At 40.5% G+C, this 17,378-nt stretch carries 16 protein-coding genes and 1 pseudogene; 5 read left to right on the top strand and 12 right to left on the bottom strand.

Annotation, left to right across the window (positions count from 1 at the left end):
* Positions 1-12 precede the first annotated feature (12 nt).
* Positions 13-219: a CsbD family protein gene (locus BN1356_RS11060; protein ID WP_093651450.1), complete on the top strand. Its 207-nt coding sequence runs from the start codon at positions 13-15 to the stop codon at positions 217-219.
* A gap of 52 nt (positions 220-271) precedes the next feature.
* Here the strand turns inward: BN1356_RS11060 and BN1356_RS11055 are convergent, their stop codons facing one another.
* From BN1356_RS11055 to BN1356_RS11030, 7 genes are all read right to left on the bottom strand, one after another.
* Positions 272-607: a hypothetical protein gene (locus tag BN1356_RS11055; protein ID WP_093651449.1), complete on the bottom strand. Its 336-nt coding sequence runs from the start codon at positions 605-607 to the stop codon at positions 272-274.
* Between the two features lie 74 nt (positions 608-681).
* Entirely contained in the window at positions 682-1,296 is a 615-nt protein-coding gene (locus BN1356_RS11050; protein ID WP_093651448.1) for a hypothetical protein, read from the bottom strand.
* 291 nt (positions 1,297-1,587) lie between these two features.
* Complete coding sequence (dusB, locus tag BN1356_RS11045; protein ID WP_093651447.1) at positions 1,588-2,571, bottom strand: tRNA dihydrouridine synthase DusB; 984 nt, start codon at positions 2,569-2,571, stop codon at positions 1,588-1,590.
* Entirely contained in the window at positions 2,558-3,430 is an 873-nt protein-coding gene (gene hslO, locus BN1356_RS11040) for an Hsp33 family molecular chaperone HslO (RefSeq protein WP_093651446.1), read from the bottom strand. The genes dusB and hslO overlap by 14 nt, the downstream gene beginning before the upstream one ends.
* A gap of 91 nt (positions 3,431-3,521) precedes the next feature.
* On the bottom strand, positions 3,522-4,364 hold the full coding sequence (locus tag BN1356_RS11035) for a toxic anion resistance protein (RefSeq protein WP_342666777.1): 843 nt from the start codon (positions 4,362-4,364) through the stop codon (positions 3,522-3,524).
* A complete protein-coding gene (locus BN1356_RS13025; RefSeq protein WP_342666775.1) occupies positions 4,256-4,801 on the bottom strand; it encodes a hypothetical protein in 546 nt (181 codons plus the stop codon). The genes BN1356_RS11035 and BN1356_RS13025 overlap by 109 nt, the downstream gene beginning before the upstream one ends.
* A gap of 21 nt (positions 4,802-4,822) precedes the next feature.
* Positions 4,823-5,671, bottom strand: a complete 849-nt coding sequence (locus BN1356_RS11030; protein ID WP_093651444.1) for a hypothetical protein — start codon at positions 5,669-5,671, stop codon at positions 4,823-4,825.
* 270 nt (positions 5,672-5,941) lie between these two features.
* On the opposite strand from BN1356_RS11030, the gene BN1356_RS11025 reads away from it, so the two are divergent.
* Complete coding sequence (locus tag BN1356_RS11025; protein WP_176694273.1) at positions 5,942-6,808, top strand: LPXTG cell wall anchor domain-containing protein; 867 nt, start codon at positions 5,942-5,944, stop codon at positions 6,806-6,808.
* A 48-nt stretch (positions 6,809-6,856) separates the two neighbouring features.
* Here BN1356_RS11025 and BN1356_RS11020 read toward each other — a convergent pair whose 3' ends face one another.
* Positions 6,857-8,113 carry an ISL3 family transposase gene (locus tag BN1356_RS11020; RefSeq protein WP_176694275.1) on the bottom strand — a complete coding sequence of 419 codons (1,257 nt, stop codon included), beginning with the start codon at positions 8,111-8,113 and terminating at the stop codon, positions 6,857-6,859.
* Positions 8,114-8,620: 507 nt separating this feature from the next.
* The gene (gene gshAB / locus BN1356_RS11010) at positions 8,621-10,873 is read right to left on the bottom strand and encodes a bifunctional glutamate--cysteine ligase GshA/glutathione synthetase GshB (protein ID WP_093651441.1); all 2,253 of its coding nucleotides are present in this window, start codon (positions 10,871-10,873) and stop codon (positions 8,621-8,623) included.
* 332 nt (positions 10,874-11,205) lie between these two features.
* On the opposite strand from gshAB, the gene BN1356_RS11005 reads away from it, so the two are divergent.
* The gene (locus BN1356_RS11005) at positions 11,206-12,498 is read left to right on the top strand and encodes an adenylosuccinate synthase (RefSeq protein WP_093651440.1); all 1,293 of its coding nucleotides are present in this window, start codon (positions 11,206-11,208) and stop codon (positions 12,496-12,498) included.
* 268 nt (positions 12,499-12,766) lie between these two features.
* Complete coding sequence (gene yajC / locus BN1356_RS11000) at positions 12,767-13,084, top strand: preprotein translocase subunit YajC (protein WP_093651439.1); 318 nt, start codon at positions 12,767-12,769, stop codon at positions 13,082-13,084.
* Positions 13,085-13,252: 168 nt separating this feature from the next.
* Here the strand turns inward: yajC and BN1356_RS10995 are convergent.
* Positions 13,253-13,707: pseudogene (locus BN1356_RS10995) on the bottom strand (transposase); the annotation flags it as partial.
* Between the two features lie 221 nt (positions 13,708-13,928).
* Between BN1356_RS10995 and BN1356_RS10990 the strand changes: the two are divergent.
* Positions 13,929-14,981, top strand: a complete 1,053-nt coding sequence (locus tag BN1356_RS10990; protein ID WP_093651438.1) for an LLM class flavin-dependent oxidoreductase — start codon at positions 13,929-13,931, stop codon at positions 14,979-14,981.
* A 25-nt stretch (positions 14,982-15,006) separates the two neighbouring features.
* On the opposite strand, the gene BN1356_RS10985 is transcribed toward BN1356_RS10990, so the two are convergent.
* Both BN1356_RS10985 and BN1356_RS10980 read right to left on the bottom strand, forming a co-directional pair.
* A complete protein-coding gene (locus tag BN1356_RS10985; protein ID WP_093651437.1) occupies positions 15,007-15,648 on the bottom strand; it encodes a TetR/AcrR family transcriptional regulator in 642 nt (213 codons plus the stop codon).
* A gap of 701 nt (positions 15,649-16,349) precedes the next feature.
* Positions 16,350-17,321, bottom strand: coding sequence for a helix-turn-helix transcriptional regulator (locus tag BN1356_RS10980; protein ID WP_093651436.1), 972 nt, complete (start codon positions 17,319-17,321; stop codon positions 16,350-16,352).
* Positions 17,322-17,378: the final 57 nt, after the last annotated feature.

Below are 17,378 nucleotides of genomic sequence, written 5' to 3'. Positions count from 1 at the left end.
GAGGACAAGGCTATGTCTGATAAATTAGATACAAAAGTAGATCAACTCAAAGGTTCTGTAAAAGAGGGTTTTGGTAAGTTGACGGGTGATAAGGAAATTGAAACTGAAGGTATGACTGAAAAATTGGCTGCAAAGGCGAAGGAAGTTGTACAAGATGTAAAAGACAGCGTCGAAGAACTTGTTGACGGAGTCAAACATTCTTTTGACAAGGATGAATAAAAAGAAAAAGAGGTGATCCCAGTGGAACGCCTCTTTTGTGATGTGTTGGTGATTATGTAATATCTTGACTTGAAGTGATTTTTAATCTTGAATCTTTTTCAACTATCTGAAAATCATAGTAAAACCATAGATGGTCGGGAGTTGTTTTCTTGATAATATCTGCAAAGAAAAATTTTCTTTCGGGTTGGCTTTGAAAGAAGAAAGATATAGAATAGTCTCTTTCATAATTGGATGAAAAAATATAGACTGTTTGATTTTCATTAGGCAATATTTTTTCAACTTTTTCTACTTCAAAGTCGCCAATTTGATAACAGAGATCATGTATGACTTGAGGAGTTTTATTCTCAATTTTTATATATATGCCAGATGGATCAAGGCCAAAGTACATAAGTAGTTTCCTGTATAAATTTCCCTTATCTAGTCTTTTGTGGCACTATAAAGTTTTTTACTAGCCTTTACTTTCTACTGTTTCGTAAGTGAAAACCCAAAGTCATGATAATTTTGATAATCTACTTGTTCGATTGTTGGTCCAGTAGCAGCAATAGGCATGTACTGACCGTTTTCAATTTTGAAGCTAGGTTGGATAACAAACATTCCTCCCATATTAGTGACTCCTGGAAGAAGCGCTGCAATATCTCCAGTATTTCCAATAATAAAGTATGTATTTGAGGCAATTGTTTTTAGTTCAGTAATCGTAGCAGTGTAATTGGTTTTAGTATCGACACCATCCACTCCCCCGAAAACAAAGTGATTGTAGGTTTTCATTTGACCGTCTGCTGTGATGGTAACAGAAACTTCAGGAGCAAGGGGACTAGTTCCTGACCAGGTTCCAACTACTTCAGCAGGGATACTTGAAGCAGTGGAAGGCTGTTCTGCATAGAAAGCGACACCCTCCTGTTTCCATCCACGGTTAGCTAGGACTTTATACTCGTTACTGTCTTTAGTATATAGGTGTATTTGGAGACCGGGATGATAGAGCCTGTATAGACCAGTATCAGCCAGTGCTGATTTTCCAAATGCTAGGCAAGAGAGTAAAAGAGTATAGATGGAAACTGCAAAAAATATGTTCTTTTTCAAATTGAAAACCCCTTCCTTATTTTTAATTTTATTATAGTTCTCTGCTGATAGAAAGTCAATTGTTCTATTAAGTCTATTCTTAAATCTCGCTTCATAAGCAGAAAAAGATTATTTGGGATAATTTGCTTCATCCCTTTTGATTTTCTTAGAAAAAAATACTCTTAGAAACGTTATTAAAACAAGGTTTCTAAGAGTATTCTTTGTTAATAATTCGCTCTCAAATTTTAAACTTATCTGCCGTTTAGAAGGTTTGTCCACATTCTGAAAGACCGTTTTGGTCTTTTTGTTTTCTTAGCGTTGCAAGGCTTGTTCAAAGAGAGCTTCGACTTCTGCAATTGTCTCTGCCTTAGCAACGGCTCCACGAATCTTAGCGGCTCCGGCTGTTCCACGGAGGTAGTGGGGAGCTAGGCCACGGAATTCACGAACAGCGACACTTTCACCTTTGAGATTGGACAGGCGGGTCAGGTGGTCATGGGCGACCTTGAGTTTATCCGCAAAGGTCAGATCGGGTAAGATTTGGCCTGTTTCTAGGTAGTGGTTGATTTGGTTAAAGATATAGGGATTGCCCATGGCGGTACGGCCGACCATGACTGCATCAGCGCCAACTTCTTCGATACGGTGACGAGCATCTTCTACCTTGCGGATATCTCCGTTAGCGATAAAAGGAATTTTTGTCAGGGAAGCAGCGACCCGTTTCAATGTATCGGTGTCCACTGTTCCAGTATACATTTGCTCGCGAGTGCGACCATGCATAGCCAGGGCAGCGACGCCTCCAGCTTCAGCGGCGAGGGCGTTTTCCACAGCTAGATCTGTATTGTTCCAACCAGTTCGCATTTTAACGGTCAGTGGAAGATCGAGAACAGAGGTCACTTCCTTGATGATGTGGTAAATCTTATCTGGGTCTTTGAGCCACTTGGCACCAGCTTCGTTCTTGATGACCTTGTTTACCGGACAACCCATATTGATGTCGACAATATCGGCCTTGGTATTTTTTTGAATGAAGTCCGCAGCCCGCTTGAGACCTTCAGCATCTCCTCCGAAGAGTTGGATGGACATGGGGAATTCATTTTCCTCGATATGCAGCATGTGCAAGGTTTTTTCATTATTATAAAGCAGGCCCTTTTCGGAAATCATTTCCATGACCACCAAGCCGGCCCCCATTTCTTTTGCAATGGTCCGAAAGGCTGAGTTGGTAACACCTGCCATGGGAGCTAGGACGGTGCGATTGGGGATTTCGATATCACCAATCATAAAAGGGGTATTAAGATTTGTCACGAATGAGTTCCTCCAATTTTTCAGGTGTAAAGTGGTAGTGTTTGCGGCAAAATTGGCAGGTAATGTCGCAACCGTGGTCTTCGGTTATCATCTCTTGGATATCGGATGCAGGAAGACCAGCCAGGGCATCTAAGAAACGTCTTTCCGAACAATCGCAGTTGAAACTGAGTGGCTCTTCAGATAGAATCTTATAGTTGTCTGGTCCGTAAATAGCCTCCAAAAGAGCTTCCATATGAGATGGAGATGCTAAAAGGCTGGAAATTGAGGGCATGGTTTGAATACGTTTTTCAAAGCGAGAAATTTCTTCCTCTGATGCTCCTGGTAAAACCTGCACCATGAAGCCACCTGCAACCTTGACCTTGTCCTCTTGATCCAGTAGGACATTGAGGCCGACTGCTGATGGGGTTTGTTGGCTTTCAGTCAGGTAGTAAGCTAAATCTTCTCCGATTTCCCCTGAGATGAGTGGAGTGGTAGAGTTGTAAGGATGGCCGATACCGTAGTCGGTAATCACGAGGAACTGTCCTTGGCCGACAAGGGGACCAACGATAACATCTCCGGTGGCTGTTTTTTTATAGTCCAAGTCAGGATTTTGAATGTATCCCTTGACTTGCCCCTTATTATTAGCTACAGAAATAATGGCTCCAGTTGCTCCATCTGCTAATATTTTTAGGGTGATTTTGGTATCGCCCTTTTCATTGGCAGCTAAGATCTGATTGGCAATGAAGGTACGCCCCAAAGCAACAGTGGAGGAGGCCATGCTGTCATGTTTTTCTTGAGCAGTCCGGATAGTCTCCGTACTATCCAAGACAAAGGCACGAAAATGCCCGTTTTCTGATATTGTTTTGGTAATTTTATCCATAGTGTTTCTATTTTAACACAAAAAAGAAGACAAGTAATGAGAAACTGCTTGTCTTTCTTCTATATTCTTTAGCAAATTCCTTGTAAGAGGATTATTTACCGAGACTATCGGTTACATCTTCGCGTTCAACCTTTTCTTGAACCTGACGGCCTTCATTTAATAAAGCATCAACGATTTTCTTGTCACGAAGTTTGATGGAATCATTGATCGTTTCGGCAGATTTCACAATTGTCGCTTCTAATTGAGCTCTTTGTTGGCGCCCTCCTTCGATGGCGGCAATGATGCCATTGTTTTGAGCCACCAAGCTTTCAGCAAGAGCTGTCACGGACTGGACAGAAACAGTTGGACTTTGGGCAGTTCGCTCAAGGGCCGGGATAGCTTCCTTGCTGGTTTCAGCCAACATTTGCAAAGCGGCATTATTGGCATTGACGATGGCGTCGGCTGTGACACCTGATTTGACAGATTGTTGCAGCATACCCAACTGAGCGATGGATAATTTCATAGTTGGGATGGTATTACGGCGGAGCATGCCCAGCTTTTGCCTCATATCTGAGGAGACCTTGACCATATTGCGCATCTGTGGTGTCGTTGCCCAAGCGACATAGAGGCGACTGACATACTCGGTATGTTGTTGCTCCAAGGTATTGATAACCTCAGTCATGCGGGCCAAATCAGATGACTTGCTGTGGTATTCTGGCGTTTGACTGTCTAACAGAGCCAACTCCGCTTGAATCTTACTGGCACGTGAAGCGGATTCTTGCTGGCTAGCTTCAATAAAAGCGATAACGCCGACTAGGTTTTCGACAGATTTGGTGTTTTCTTCAATCAGCATCTCGGCAGATACAATATTGCGGGCCAAAACTTCCTCTTGGACAACAACGCTAGCGGCCATGCCATCCATTTTCTGCTCCACATTTTTGAGTCGAAGTAAAATTCTTGAAGAGTGTTTCCTGTTTGCTTGAATAGTTTTTGCAAGAAGTTTGGTTTCTTTTCGAGTTCAGCGGGTGTTGCGTCCTTATACTTAGTTACAAAACCATGCAATTCACGATTGGCATTTGCAAGAAGTTCATCCACTTGAGGAATTTCTAGTTTTTTCTGTTCCGCTAAGATGTGGTTAACCGTTGTGTTAACGTCCTCTACGGCAGAAGTTCCAAAATCTAAGAGAGCATTTTGGTCGTTCAGGAAGTTATCAACCAGGGCTGGCGCTTTTGCAGAGATGGCAGTCTGTTGTTCTGCTGATAATTTTTCAAAGAAATTTAGTTGGCCTGTACTAGAATTAGCTTCGGCTTTAATGATTTCAGTTGTTTTATCTGTTTTTGTAATTGCATTAGTTGCAATTTTATCGATATCAAAGTTAAATGTATCAGACATGGTTCTCTCCTTTGTGTCTCTTTAGTATATATCGGAAGAATTGGGGGCGTCTTTTTGGTTTGATTGGCGTGCATTCATCATACGTAGACTAATTTCAAAGTCCTGTAGCTGACTTTCATTTAGTTTGCGTAGGGTCTCATCCAGATCTAAATCGAATTGAAGCAGGGCTTCTTTTGCTTGTTTTAGTCGCTCTTCTGCATTGTAGTAGTCCTTTGGGGATGCCTTGATTTTTAGATAACCATCTAAAATATCTCGAAATCGCTTCATGCTGATGCTATGTAAGGCTTCCAGTTCGGAAGGGTTATCCGTTTCTTTAATTTTTTCCAAAATCTGGCTGTGATCATTTTGGATATTACGATAGGGTTGGATAATCTCTGGTGCCATCCGCAAGATGATTTCCTCTTCACTGCTGGCTGGCTGACTATCTGGAGAAATACGGAGTTTTTTCAACTCGGTTTGAATGGCAGAAGTTTGACTATTGATCTTTTGCGAAATTCTATTGAAGTCTTGGAAATCAATATACTTTTGGATAGAGTAGACCACATAAGAATAAGAATGGAGTTTTTGCAGCATGTTTTTAGCAGAAACTTCAAATTTCAAGTAGTTTTGCTGGTCCAGTAGTTGTCCCAAAGTTTGCATTTCTTGTGCTGATGATTGAAGATTGGACTCCAGAAGTAAAAGTTGGTTATGGGCCAATTTTTTCTGCTTGCGGGATTTTTGCGTGATTAAATAATAAGTTCCAAGACCGATACCTCCCATGATAAGGAGAGGGAGTAAGTTGGAAATGAGAAAAAAGAAGAATATCAGACCGAAAATAGCCATGACACCCGTATTTTGTTTGTTTTTTGAATAGTAAGGTTTTCTAGCCATTATTGCCACATCTTTCTATCATCATACTAGATTCATTGTACAGAAAAAAAGCTAGACTGACAAGAGTTTGCCATGATTTATCGTTTGAACTTTCAGATGTACTGTAAATAAATGGGCAAAAATATAAAAGTTACAAAAATATTTCTTATGTTACAAAAAAGTTACAAAATATTACATAGTGACTTTACAATGGAAACAAAAACTGTTAAAATGATGGTGAAGAAAAAAGAAGAAATTTGCTTGTTCATCTTGCTAATTAAGGAGGAAAGAATGATGAAAATTTCTAAAATGAAGATAGTGATAGCCATTTCGCTACTTGCTTTTTTGCTGTTTCCTCTAGGAAATGTATTGGCAGAAGATGCGACTACTGCAAGTACCATTCTGATAACTTCAGAAGAACCAACACTAGCACCAACAGTGGATGTATCCAGTACAGAAGCAGTGACTACAAGCCAAGAGCCAAAGGCTAGTACAACGGTTGCAACAACATCTCAAGAACCTCTAACCACTGCAGTACCCATTACAAGTACCGTAGAAAACCCCTCTAATCCAACAACTTATGTAGAGCCGAATCTAGTGGCCAATGATCCATCTAAAGTTATCCCTTTCTTGCCAGACTTGGTAGGTACTTGGGTCAATAACCAAAATGGAGTGACGATTACCATTGTCATCCGAGCGGATGGTTCAGGAACTACAACCATCGATACCCACGATCAATGGAAACCATCCACAACAGTTTTTAAAATTGAGCAATTAGAAGTGGTTTCTGCTAGTCTCTACCGTTATGTCGGTGGAAATAATTGGGGGAATATCGGCTATAATGGATTAGGTGGTTGGGGAGTTAAGTATGACTTTGGTTTCAACTATCAGGATGGCAAACTCCAAACGGTATTTTGGGGAGCTGCTATTACGGATGATATAAATTACTCTGATTTGCATTATGGAGGAGACTTTAGTAAGACAGTTGAGCAAGCAGCAACTCCATCAGTAGAACCCTTGAGCCATCAGATACAAAGTCAAAGGGTGAAGCCTATCCTACCAAAGACTGGGGAAACAAGTTCTAATTTGTTTGCAGTACTTGGATTTGGACTTTTGGGAGGGATTATCTTCTTCATTTTTAAGAATCGAAAAAAATAGACTATACAAAAACCGGCTCTTTGTCAACTGTAGTGGGTTGCTGAAAAGTCATAACCTGGAGAGGACCAACTTGGTTCTCTTCTTTTTGATGTTCAAAGCGATGAGAATTCTTAATTTAAAGTTGTCAAAGTTCCGGAAACCAAAGGCATTACGCTTAATGACTTTGATGAGGTTGTTAGTAGCGTCTAGTTTGGCGTTTGAATAGGGGAGTTCTAATGCGTTAATGATCTTGTCCTTATCCTTCAAAAAGGTTTTAAAAATAGTTTGAAAGATGGGATTTACGCTGGGAAGCAGCTCCTCAATGAGGTCAAAGAAATGTTCAGCTTGCTTCTTTTGAAAATGAAAAAGCAATAGTTGGTAAAGTTCATAGTGTTCTCGAAGTTCCTGGGAGTAAGAAAGTAGTTTTTTAAGAATCTCTTTGTTGGTCAAATGCATCCGAAAAGTAGGGCGATAAAAGCGTTTATCGTTGAGTTTACGGCTATCCTGTTGAATGAGTTTCCAGTAACGCTTGAAAGCTTTGTATTCATAAGATTTTCTGTCAAACTGATTCATGACTTGAATGCGCAGACGGTTCATGGCCCGACTCATATGTTGGACGATATGAAAGCGATCGAGGACAATTTTAGCGTTTGGAAATAATTTTTTAGCGATGTCATAGTAGGGACTAAACATGTCCATAGTGATGACTTTGACGCGGTTTCTCACCTGTCTGGAGTAGCGGAGGAAGTAATTGCGAATGGTTGCCTGTGTTCTGCCATCAAGGATTGCCAGAATGTTTTTCGAGTCGAAATCCTGAGCGATGAAACTCATCTTGCCTTTCTTGAAGCTGTACTCATCCCAGCTCATATTGGTTGGGAGCCAGGTTAAGTCAGTCTTGAATTGGAACTCCTTGAGTTTGCGAATGACTGTTGAAGTGGATACGGCCAAGCATTCAGCGATGTCTGTCATAGAACCTTTCTCAATCAGCTTTTGAGCAATCTTATGGTTAACAATAGCTGGTATTTGATGATTCTTCTTGACCAGAGAAGTCTCAGCTACCGCCATTTTTCCGCAATCTTGACAGCGGAAACGACGTTTTCTTAATCGAATCAAGGTCTTATAACCAGCACATTCCAGATAGGGGATTTTAGATTCTTTTTGGAGGTCATATTTAGCCATCTGACCATGGCAGTTATGGCACTTAGGAGCCGGATAGTCAAGTTTAGCGATAACCTCCTTATGAGTTCCAGCGTCCACATAATCTGAAATGGTGATATTAGGGTCTTTTATTCCAAGTAAGTTTGTGATAAAATCAAATTGTTCCATATGAGTCTTTCTAAAATGATGGTTTTGTCGCTTTTCATTATAGGTCATATGGGACTTTTTGTATACACTCAAAAAGGCTCCATAACCTCCATAGTGGTCTTACCCACTACAGAAATTATAGAGCCATTTTTTACTTGTTTGACTGAACATGGAATATAAGCTTTTAGGAATCATTCCCCTTTTTCTTGAACTTAGATTTATCAAGGTTTAAGGATCACCTAAAAAGAAAAATCGCCACGGTCTGTAGCGATTTTTCCCTTTATGAGCCATCATTCAACGTCAAAGCGTTATAATAGTAGTGCAACTATAGCTATTAGCGAGGTCTCACATGAAAATTGTTCCATATGAGTCTTTCTAAAATGATGGTTTTGTCGCTTTTCATTATAGGTCATATGGGACTTTTTGTATACACTCAAAAAGGCTCCATAACCTCCATAGTGGTCTTACCCACTACAGAAATTATAGAGCCCAAAAACCGCCAACCGGCGGTTTTTTCGTGTAGGCAGATTAAGTCAACTCAGGGAAGAGTTTCTGCAAAATCTTCTTTGTAATGATTTGGCCTGGGCCTTGATGGCAATAGGTGTGCATATACATAGACGGATTGAAATTAAGTTCAATACAGGTCGAAGCTGGATGTTCTTTTGTCGAAACAACGGATGTATCTGGAATAATCAGATCCACCCCGCAGACCCAAGCTCCCATGGTAGAAGCCATATCGGCCGCCAATTTCTTGAAGGAATCATCCATAATCTCAGTCACATCAATGGAGTCGCCACCAGTGGAGATATTGGAGTTGCCTCGCAAATCAGCTTTGACGCCAGTTGCTAAAATGGTGTCAGGCGTGTAGCCCTGTTGCTCTAGCATGAGTAGTTCGATCTTACCTAAGTTGATGATTTCAAGTGGGGAACGGTGATCGCGACCACGAAGTGGATTCTGGTTTTTTATGTCGACCAATTCTTGAATAGTATGAACTCCATCCCCAACCACATTGGCTGCAAGACGTAGGAGAACGGCTTCGCATTGGCCATCTAGGACAAAGAAACGATATTCGGTTCCTGGGATGAATTCCTCCACAAGAACATCAGAATCTTCAGCAAAAGCGATATCCAAAGCCTTTTTATAATCGGCTAGGCTAGTCCCTTCTTGAAAAATAGAGATTCCCAAACCAAAATTGGTTGATTTTGGCTTGACCACGATGGCTTTATCTGCAATTTGTCCGAAGTAACGGAGGGCATCCGATTGACTAGAAAATTCGCTACCAGCTGGAACTGGGAAACCTGCTTCATGCAAAATCTTCTTGGTTACCGTCTTATTGGCCATAGCTAAGGGAACTACGTACTTATCCTTTGCAGTCATGTTGCCATTTTTCACCAATTCAACATGGTCCTTATACCAGAGCTTAATAAACTGATCATTTTCGTCTAAAATCTCTACCTTCAGCCCCATTTGAATGGCATCAAAAAGCACCATCTGGGTTGATAATTCCATGTTTTCATAGCCTTTTAGGGCATAAGGTGCAGACCAGGCATAGTCATGAAAGACCTTTCCTTGCTGACGACCAAAATCCTCTAAGGAATCATTGTCAATGTGAGTCAACAGTTGAGCACCCAGAGTTAGGCTAGGATCTGCACTGGCTTTTTTAACTGTTTCAAGTAACTGAGCATACTCGGGTCCCAAATCAAAGTGAGTAATCACTTCTTTCATAGCTATCAAAATGCTTTGAATATCAGCTTCTTTCGGTAGGGCCTCCAGTGGATGGCTGAGAGCGATTTGATTGTTGAGATGATTAGCTTGGGCCAGATGAGTGTCTACATCTGTCAAAGAGTCCATCCAAAGAAGGGATAAGATAAAGAGATGCACTGTATCCAGCGTTTCTTGGTTGATTCCTAGAGGGTTAAAAGGGTTGAGGTCAAAGCAACGGAATTCCAAATAAGAAATCCCGTGTGTCAGATAATCACGATTATACTGGCTCCCACGTAGGCGAATTGCAGAATAAAATTCTTTTTCCGCAGACAATTTGCCAGTTGCGACAGCATCTTCTAAATTTGTCACATAGGTGTCTAGGTCAGCAAAAGAAACTGTGACATCCTCTTTGTTCACATAGCCGTACGGGCTGTTACGGAAGGAACGAACAGGAGTAGTAGGATCATCTTTTAGGAAGCCCTCTTCTGCTAAGGGGCTGGCCCCGTATAAATAAGTCAAAAACCAGCGGTAGTTGAGGAAGTTTTGTGCTATTTTTAGATAGAGGTCATTTTTGAAGGTAACAAAGTTAGCGTAACCACTGATTTCAAAGAGTGCCTGGGTCAAATCCTTCCCCAATTCAAAATTGTAATGAATGCCACTCATAGATTGGAGAAGTTTGCCGTATCGTTGCCCCAAACCTACTCGATACTGGTATTCATAGGGATTGTCCAGGGCTGCGATTTGGATTTCCTCCTCTGTGACTTGTGGTGGCATGGAAAGTGGCCAAAGATACTCTGTTTTATCCATAGAACGACTGGCTACATCCGTAATAGCTCCCAAAATCCGTAAAGCCTCACGAGTTGAATGGCTAATCGGCGTGATGAGCTCTATTTGGGGTTCGCTGTAGTCTGTTTGAATATAAGGGTGAAAGGAGCGATTGCCCAAGCTTTTTGGGTGTGGACTCTGAGCCAAACGGTCTTTATCGTTGATTCGTAAGGCTTCTCGTTCGATACCAAAGGTAGCTTGTAAAATAGGAAAGGTTCTATCTGCTTTTTTTAGTAAATTGGATACTGTCATTTTCTCGCCTCAAATTTAATATTATCTTCATTTTAAACCCTTTCCAAGGCAAAAACAAATTTTTGCTACTTAGGAAAAACTTCTTTTTTCTGAACCTATCGGATAAAATTCGGGAAAAGCTTATTAACCGAAGTATCTATTTGATAATATTCGGTTTTTCTTTTTGAATAGTCTTATCTTGAAAAAAAGTTCGCTTTTTAGTATAATGAGATGTAAACGAGACTCGTGGGTGAGATTCCCACCATCAGTTGACGTTAGGTCTGAAAGGAATGGAAGTCTAGTAAGAGCACTGTAAAGTGTTTTCATTTTGAGGCTTCTAGGTATCTTATCTTATGACATCAGTAGTAGTTGTTGGCACCCAATGGGGTGACGAGGGCAAAGGTAAAATCACAGATTTCTTATCTGCGAATGCAGAAGTGATTGCTCGATATCAAGGTGGGGACAATGCTGGTCACACCATTGTTATTGATGGTAAAAAATTCAAATTGCACCTGATTCCATCCGGTATTTTCTTCCCAGAAAAAATTTCTGTCATCGGAAACGGTGTCGTTGTCAATCCAAAATCCTTGGTTAAGGAATTAGCTTATCTTCAAGATGAGGGTGTTTCAACAGAGAGCTTGCGTATTTCTGACCGTGCCCATGTTATCTTGCCGTATCATATCAAATTGGACCAACTGCAAGAAGAATCAAAGGGTGAAAATAAAATTGGTACGACCAACAAGGGTATCGGCCCAGCTTATATGGACAAGGCTGCACGTGTAGGGATTCGAATTGCCGATCTTTTGGATAAAGACATTTTCGCAGAACGTTTGCGGATTAACTTGGAAGATAAAAATCGTCAATTCACTAAACTTTACGACTCGACAGAGCTCTCTTTTGACTCTATTTTTGAAGAATACTATGGATATGGTCAGCAAATTAAGAAGTATGTAACAGATACATCTGTTATTTTGAACGATGCTTTGGATGCTGGTAAGCGTGTCCTTTTTGAAGGGGCACAAGGGGTCATGTTGGACATTGACCAAGGTACCTATCCATACGTTACTTCTTCCAACCCAGTTGCAGGTGGTGTGACCATTGGTTCAGGTGTGGGTCCAAGTAAAATTGATAAGGTTGTTGGGGTATGTAAGGCTTACACTAGTCGTGTTGGTGATGGTCCTTTCCCTACAGAACTCTTTGATGAAGTGGGTGAGCGTATCCGTGAGATTGGTCACGAGTATGGGACAACAACTGGTCGTCCACGCCGTGTTGGTTGGTTTGACTCAGTTGTCATGCGCCATAGCCGCCGTGTATCTGGCATCACAAATCTCTCTCTCAATTCCATAGATGTCCTCTCAGGTTTGGACACAGTTAAAATCTGTGTAGCCTATGATTTGGATGGTGAGCGTATTGACCATTATCCAGCAAGTCTAGAGCAACTCAAACGTTGTAAGCCAATCTATGAAGAATTACCAGGTTGGGAAGAAGACATCACGGGCGTGCGTAGCCTGGATGAATTACCTGAAAATGCTCGTAACTACGTTCGCCGAGTCGGTGAATTAGTGGGTGTTCGTATCTCGACCTTCTCAGTTGGTCCAGGTCGTGAACAAACCAATATCCTGGAATCAGTTTGGGGAACGATTTAAGCAATTATATTTAAGCGATGATAAGGAGGAGCTTTGACTCCTCTTTTATAGTCGAATGAATGAACTTTTGGACTAGGAATAGATTGTTTGAGGTTGGAAATAGAAGGAACTAAGTTTCTCTCAACCAGAGTAAGGCCTGTCGATAGTGATATCATATCAACCGTCATTCAACCGACTATACTTTTTTTGAATGAGGCTGTACTCTCCCCTTTTCTTTACTGGTATTTTTTGATATAATAGGTGCTATTAAATGAATGAGGAGTTAATTATGGGACAATTTATTTTTCCAGTTTTGATGTTGGGGATGTTGGGTTGGATGTTCTTTTCTCAAAGAAAACAACAACAAAGCCGTGCTAATACACTCAACCAAATCAAAAAAGGGGATGAAATCGTAACAATTGGTGGATTGTACGGTATCGTAGACGAAATCAATGATCAGAAAGTCGTTCTGGATATTGATGGTATCTACTTAACTTTTGATCGTGCAGCCATTCGTAATCGCGTGACAGAAGCTGCGGTGACGCCAGAGGTAGAAACAATTGTTGAAGAATCAACTGAAAAGAGCGAAAGCGCCATTGAAGAATAACATCGGTTATTCTTTTTTCAGTACGACGGGCATGTCGTACATCTGAGGTGCAAGTCCTCCGTGGGCACCCGCTACCGGTGAACCCAATAGCGACTCCCAAGCCTGACTATCGCGAGGTAGCGGGGAGAGGAAGGGATAGCGAAATCGTGGCTCTACGAACAGAAACGTGATATGAGTTCCATCCACGAAAATTTCAGAAGGGTCAATCAAACCAGCTCTTAAGGCTTGATTGAGAATTCGAGAGAAAATCTCAGAGATGAGCTCTTTTTCTTGGAATCTTCGACTGTAATTCTTCCCATAAGTAGTGAAGTGGGGGACCCTGTCATCGAGAGTAAGACCGAGAAACCAACGATAAGCCATATTGACTTCGATTTCCTTGATAGTTTGACGCATGGACCGAATACCATAGAGGCACTGAATAAGAGGGATTTTAACCAGCATGACAGGATCTAAACTCGGACGACCATTATCGGTTGAGTAGGTGTCCTCTACCAACTCATAAATGAAGTTAAAATCAATCACCTCATCAACTTGACGAAGGAAATGATCAATTGGAACAAGGTCATCAGTGTATAGAAACCATATTGATTGCGGTTGTAATCTGGTTTTTCCTTATGAAGCATAGCCAAACCTCCTCATACTAGATACTTTAATTATACTCCTATTCACAAAGAAAAGCCCTTAGAAACCTAATTCCAAGGACTTTGTCTTCAGTCTGAGACTCGGTTTAACCGAGTCTTTTTGTTTGGAATAACGATATTGGGGAGAAATGAGCATAATTTTTGCTGGTTACACTAATTAGTGATACCATGATTATAAATCAGAAGTAAACGAGGAATCAAGTATGGTCGAATTAGGTATTTCAACTTTTGGTGAAACGACACCTTTAGAAAAAACTGGTCAAACCTATAGTCATGAAGAACGGATCCGTCAATTAGTCAAGGAAATCGAATTGGCGGATCAAGTCGGATTAGATGTCTACGGCATTGGTGAACACCACAGGGAAGATTTTGCGGTTTCTGCGCCCGAGATTGTTTTAGCAGCTGGAGCTGTTAAGACCAAAAAGATTAAGTTGACATCAGCTGTCTCTATCCTTTCTTCCATGGATCCGGTTCGTCTCTATCAACAGTATGCCACTATTGATGCCCTTTCTAATGGCCGTGCAGAAATTATGGCTGGTCGTGGCTCTTTCACAGAATCCTTCCCATTATTTGGCTATGATTTAGCAGATTATGAAGAACTCTTTGATGAAAAATTAGATATGCTCTTGCAGATTAAAGAAAATACCAACTTGACTTGGCAAGGGAAACATACTCAAACTGTGATTAATAAACCTGTTTACCCTCGAGCTGTTCAAGAAGATGTTCCGATCTGGGTTGCAACTGGTGGTCATGTCGAGTCAACAGTCAAAATTGCTCAATTGGGTTTGCCAATTGTTTATGCTGTAATTGGTACTACGCCGAAGAACTTCAAGCCACTGGCTGATGCTTATCGAAAGATTGCAACCAACGAAGGGCATCCAGCCAGTCGTATCAAGGTAGCAGCACATTCCTGGGGGTGGATTGGCGATAATCATGAACAGGCTATCCAAGATTATTTTTACCCTAATAAACAAACAGTAGATAATATTGCAAAAGATCGTCCACATTGGCGTGAGATGACCAAAGAAGATTATCTCCATTCACTTTCAGATCAAGGAGCAACGATAGTTGGAAATGCGGAGTATGTAGCCAAAAAAATTATCAATACCGTTGAAGTTATGGATTTGGATCGATTTTTCCTCCATCTACCAGTTGGTTCTTTGCCCCATGAGGATGTCCTACGTGCCATTGAACTTTATGGAAAAGAAGTTGCCCCGCGTGTTCATGAGTATTTTCAGAAGAAAGAAAAAGTCTGAGGGAATCTCAGCTTTTTTGTATTCTTTATTCTAAAGTCTTTGGAATTATCTCCAGAATGGTTTCCGAACCAGGTTCTTGTAAGGTCTCAGATTCCTCTTCCTTAGAAGATTTAAAAAGACGTCCGTAAATATGAATCATGAAATCAGCCAGCTCGTTAATATTAGCAATATCAGGATGAAAAGCGATGTATTTGGTCACTGTAAGAGCATTGGCAGCGTAGAGATTAATAGCCAGTTCTTCTGGAATCTCACTCAGTGATGACTCGCTGTTGGCAAGTAAAACTTGATATTTTTCATGCAAAATTTGCCGCATATTAGCCTCAAAATCTGCGTTTGGTAAGTGGATAGTTGTCAGAGCCTGAATAACTTTACTATACTGAACGGTAGCCTGGTAATCTCGAATTAGGTTGGCATGAAGATTCATTTTGTCGTCAGATAAAAAAGCATTGACGGTAGTTTCTTGAGCAATTTGACTATAAAAAGCAACTGTGCTTTGAAGCAAATCGTTTTTGTCGTTATAGTGATTATAGAATGTGGATCGACCGACCTTAGCTTTTTTGCACAGGTCCTGTATGGTAATCTTGGCAAAGTCTTTTTCCAACAATAAATGGAGAAGGGCTTCTTTTAATAGAATTCGGCTTTTTTCAATTTTAATCTTTTTCTTCATCATCTTCTTTCTCTATAGAAATATATTTGTAATAAATACAGAATCTCCTTAGATTCCTAATCGCTTGTGTGAAACTAGATAAGTGGTATATAGTAGATAAAAAATAAGGTAGATTTGTAAGTATAGTAACAATATTATATCAAATTATTTTATTTCTTTCAGTAATTTTCTGAAAATATATCTATAGAACTAGAGCATGTATGGTCTTTGGTATTTAGATTATTGACGTTGTAATGGTTAAGATTTTCAAGGAGTTGAAAGGGTGATAAGGATAGTCGAATGCACAAACTTTAAGATAAGGAATATAAGGTGCAGGCAGCTCAAACAGTCTGGGGATAGACTGTTTGAGGTGGGAAATAAAAACTGATAATAATCAGTTTACCTTACAGTCTGGTAATCGACTGTTTGAAGTTGGAAATATAGTCAAATGAATTAGCTTTAGGACTAGGAACTGAGGTTCAGGCTGTACTGGAGTACGGCAAGCCGATAGTGACAACGTATTAAAGTTAATTCAAAAGACTATAGAAGGAACTAAGTTTCACTCCACTGGAGTAGTGCCTGCCGATAGTGACAGGGTATCAACGGTCATTCGAATGATGATATAAAGAAATCACCTACGATATTCCTAGTAGGCGATCTATTTTTTATAAATTCGATATAACGTGAAAGTGTCACTCCATCAAGAGATTTGTTTCGATTAACTATTTGACTTTCTTTACAGGTCTGATGTATTTCCAAAAACGTTCGCAGTCGTGATAAAAGTAAAAAACTCTACCTTGCGTCAGATCAAGTTCATAGCCACTTTCTGCATAGTTAAATTCCTTCATAGCCTTTTCAATCGTAGCTTCAACTGTCTGATTTTCGGTTTCAAAATCGAAGGTTCCATGTTCAAAAACGATATATTCGCCCTCAGGAACATCCATTACTTGCATCTGTGGCGGTATTTCTACAGTATAGTCTTGTGGCAAACGAATGCCGTATGCTTCTGCAAGTGGAATCCCCCAACTGCATATTCTTCCCTCTGGCTCGTTGATAAATGCCATAAGCTGAACACTCCCTACGTTAGAATCGCTTCCACCTTCATCATCCAGCTTACCTTTAATGCCGTCTAATAGACCGCAAATCGTTTGTGAGTCTTGTCCGGGAATGATGCTCTGTTTTTGCCAAAAATCAAAATACCCGACACTCTCATAATTCCGAATATGCAAGAATTTGTGAGCCGGAATCGTTACGAAATAACTTTTGATGGTTTCTGCACTCTGTGCCATACCAGTTCCTCCTATGCCTAATAAATAGCAGTCAAAGGGTTTGACGGTTGTTCGCAAGACAACCGGGAACTTATTCACTCGGTAGTCACTAGGAGTAAGGCCATAGGCTTCTTTAAATGCACGAGTAAATGCTTCGTGAGACGAAAAACCATACCTTATCGCAATCTCTAAAATGCCTTCTTCAGTTTCTCGAAGATCTTTGAGTGCAAAAACAAGCCGTCTGCCACGAAGAAAATCTCGTAATTGCATACCGGATATTTCCTTGAATTTTCTTGATAGGTAGTATTCTGAATATCCAATCGATTTTGCAAGATTTGAAAGCGTAAGTGCATCATCATTTTGTTCCTTAATATTGCGATCAATTTCAAAAATAAGATTTTGAATATTTTCTTGCCATGTAACCATAGTCAGCCCTCCTTTGATTGGTATATTTATTATACATACTAGGAAACTCTTTCGCTT

Source organism: Streptococcus varani (assembly GCF_001375655.1).
Lineage (GTDB): Bacteria > Bacillota > Bacilli > Lactobacillales > Streptococcaceae > Streptococcus > Streptococcus varani.
This window is presented reverse-complemented; position numbering and strand designations above follow the sequence as displayed.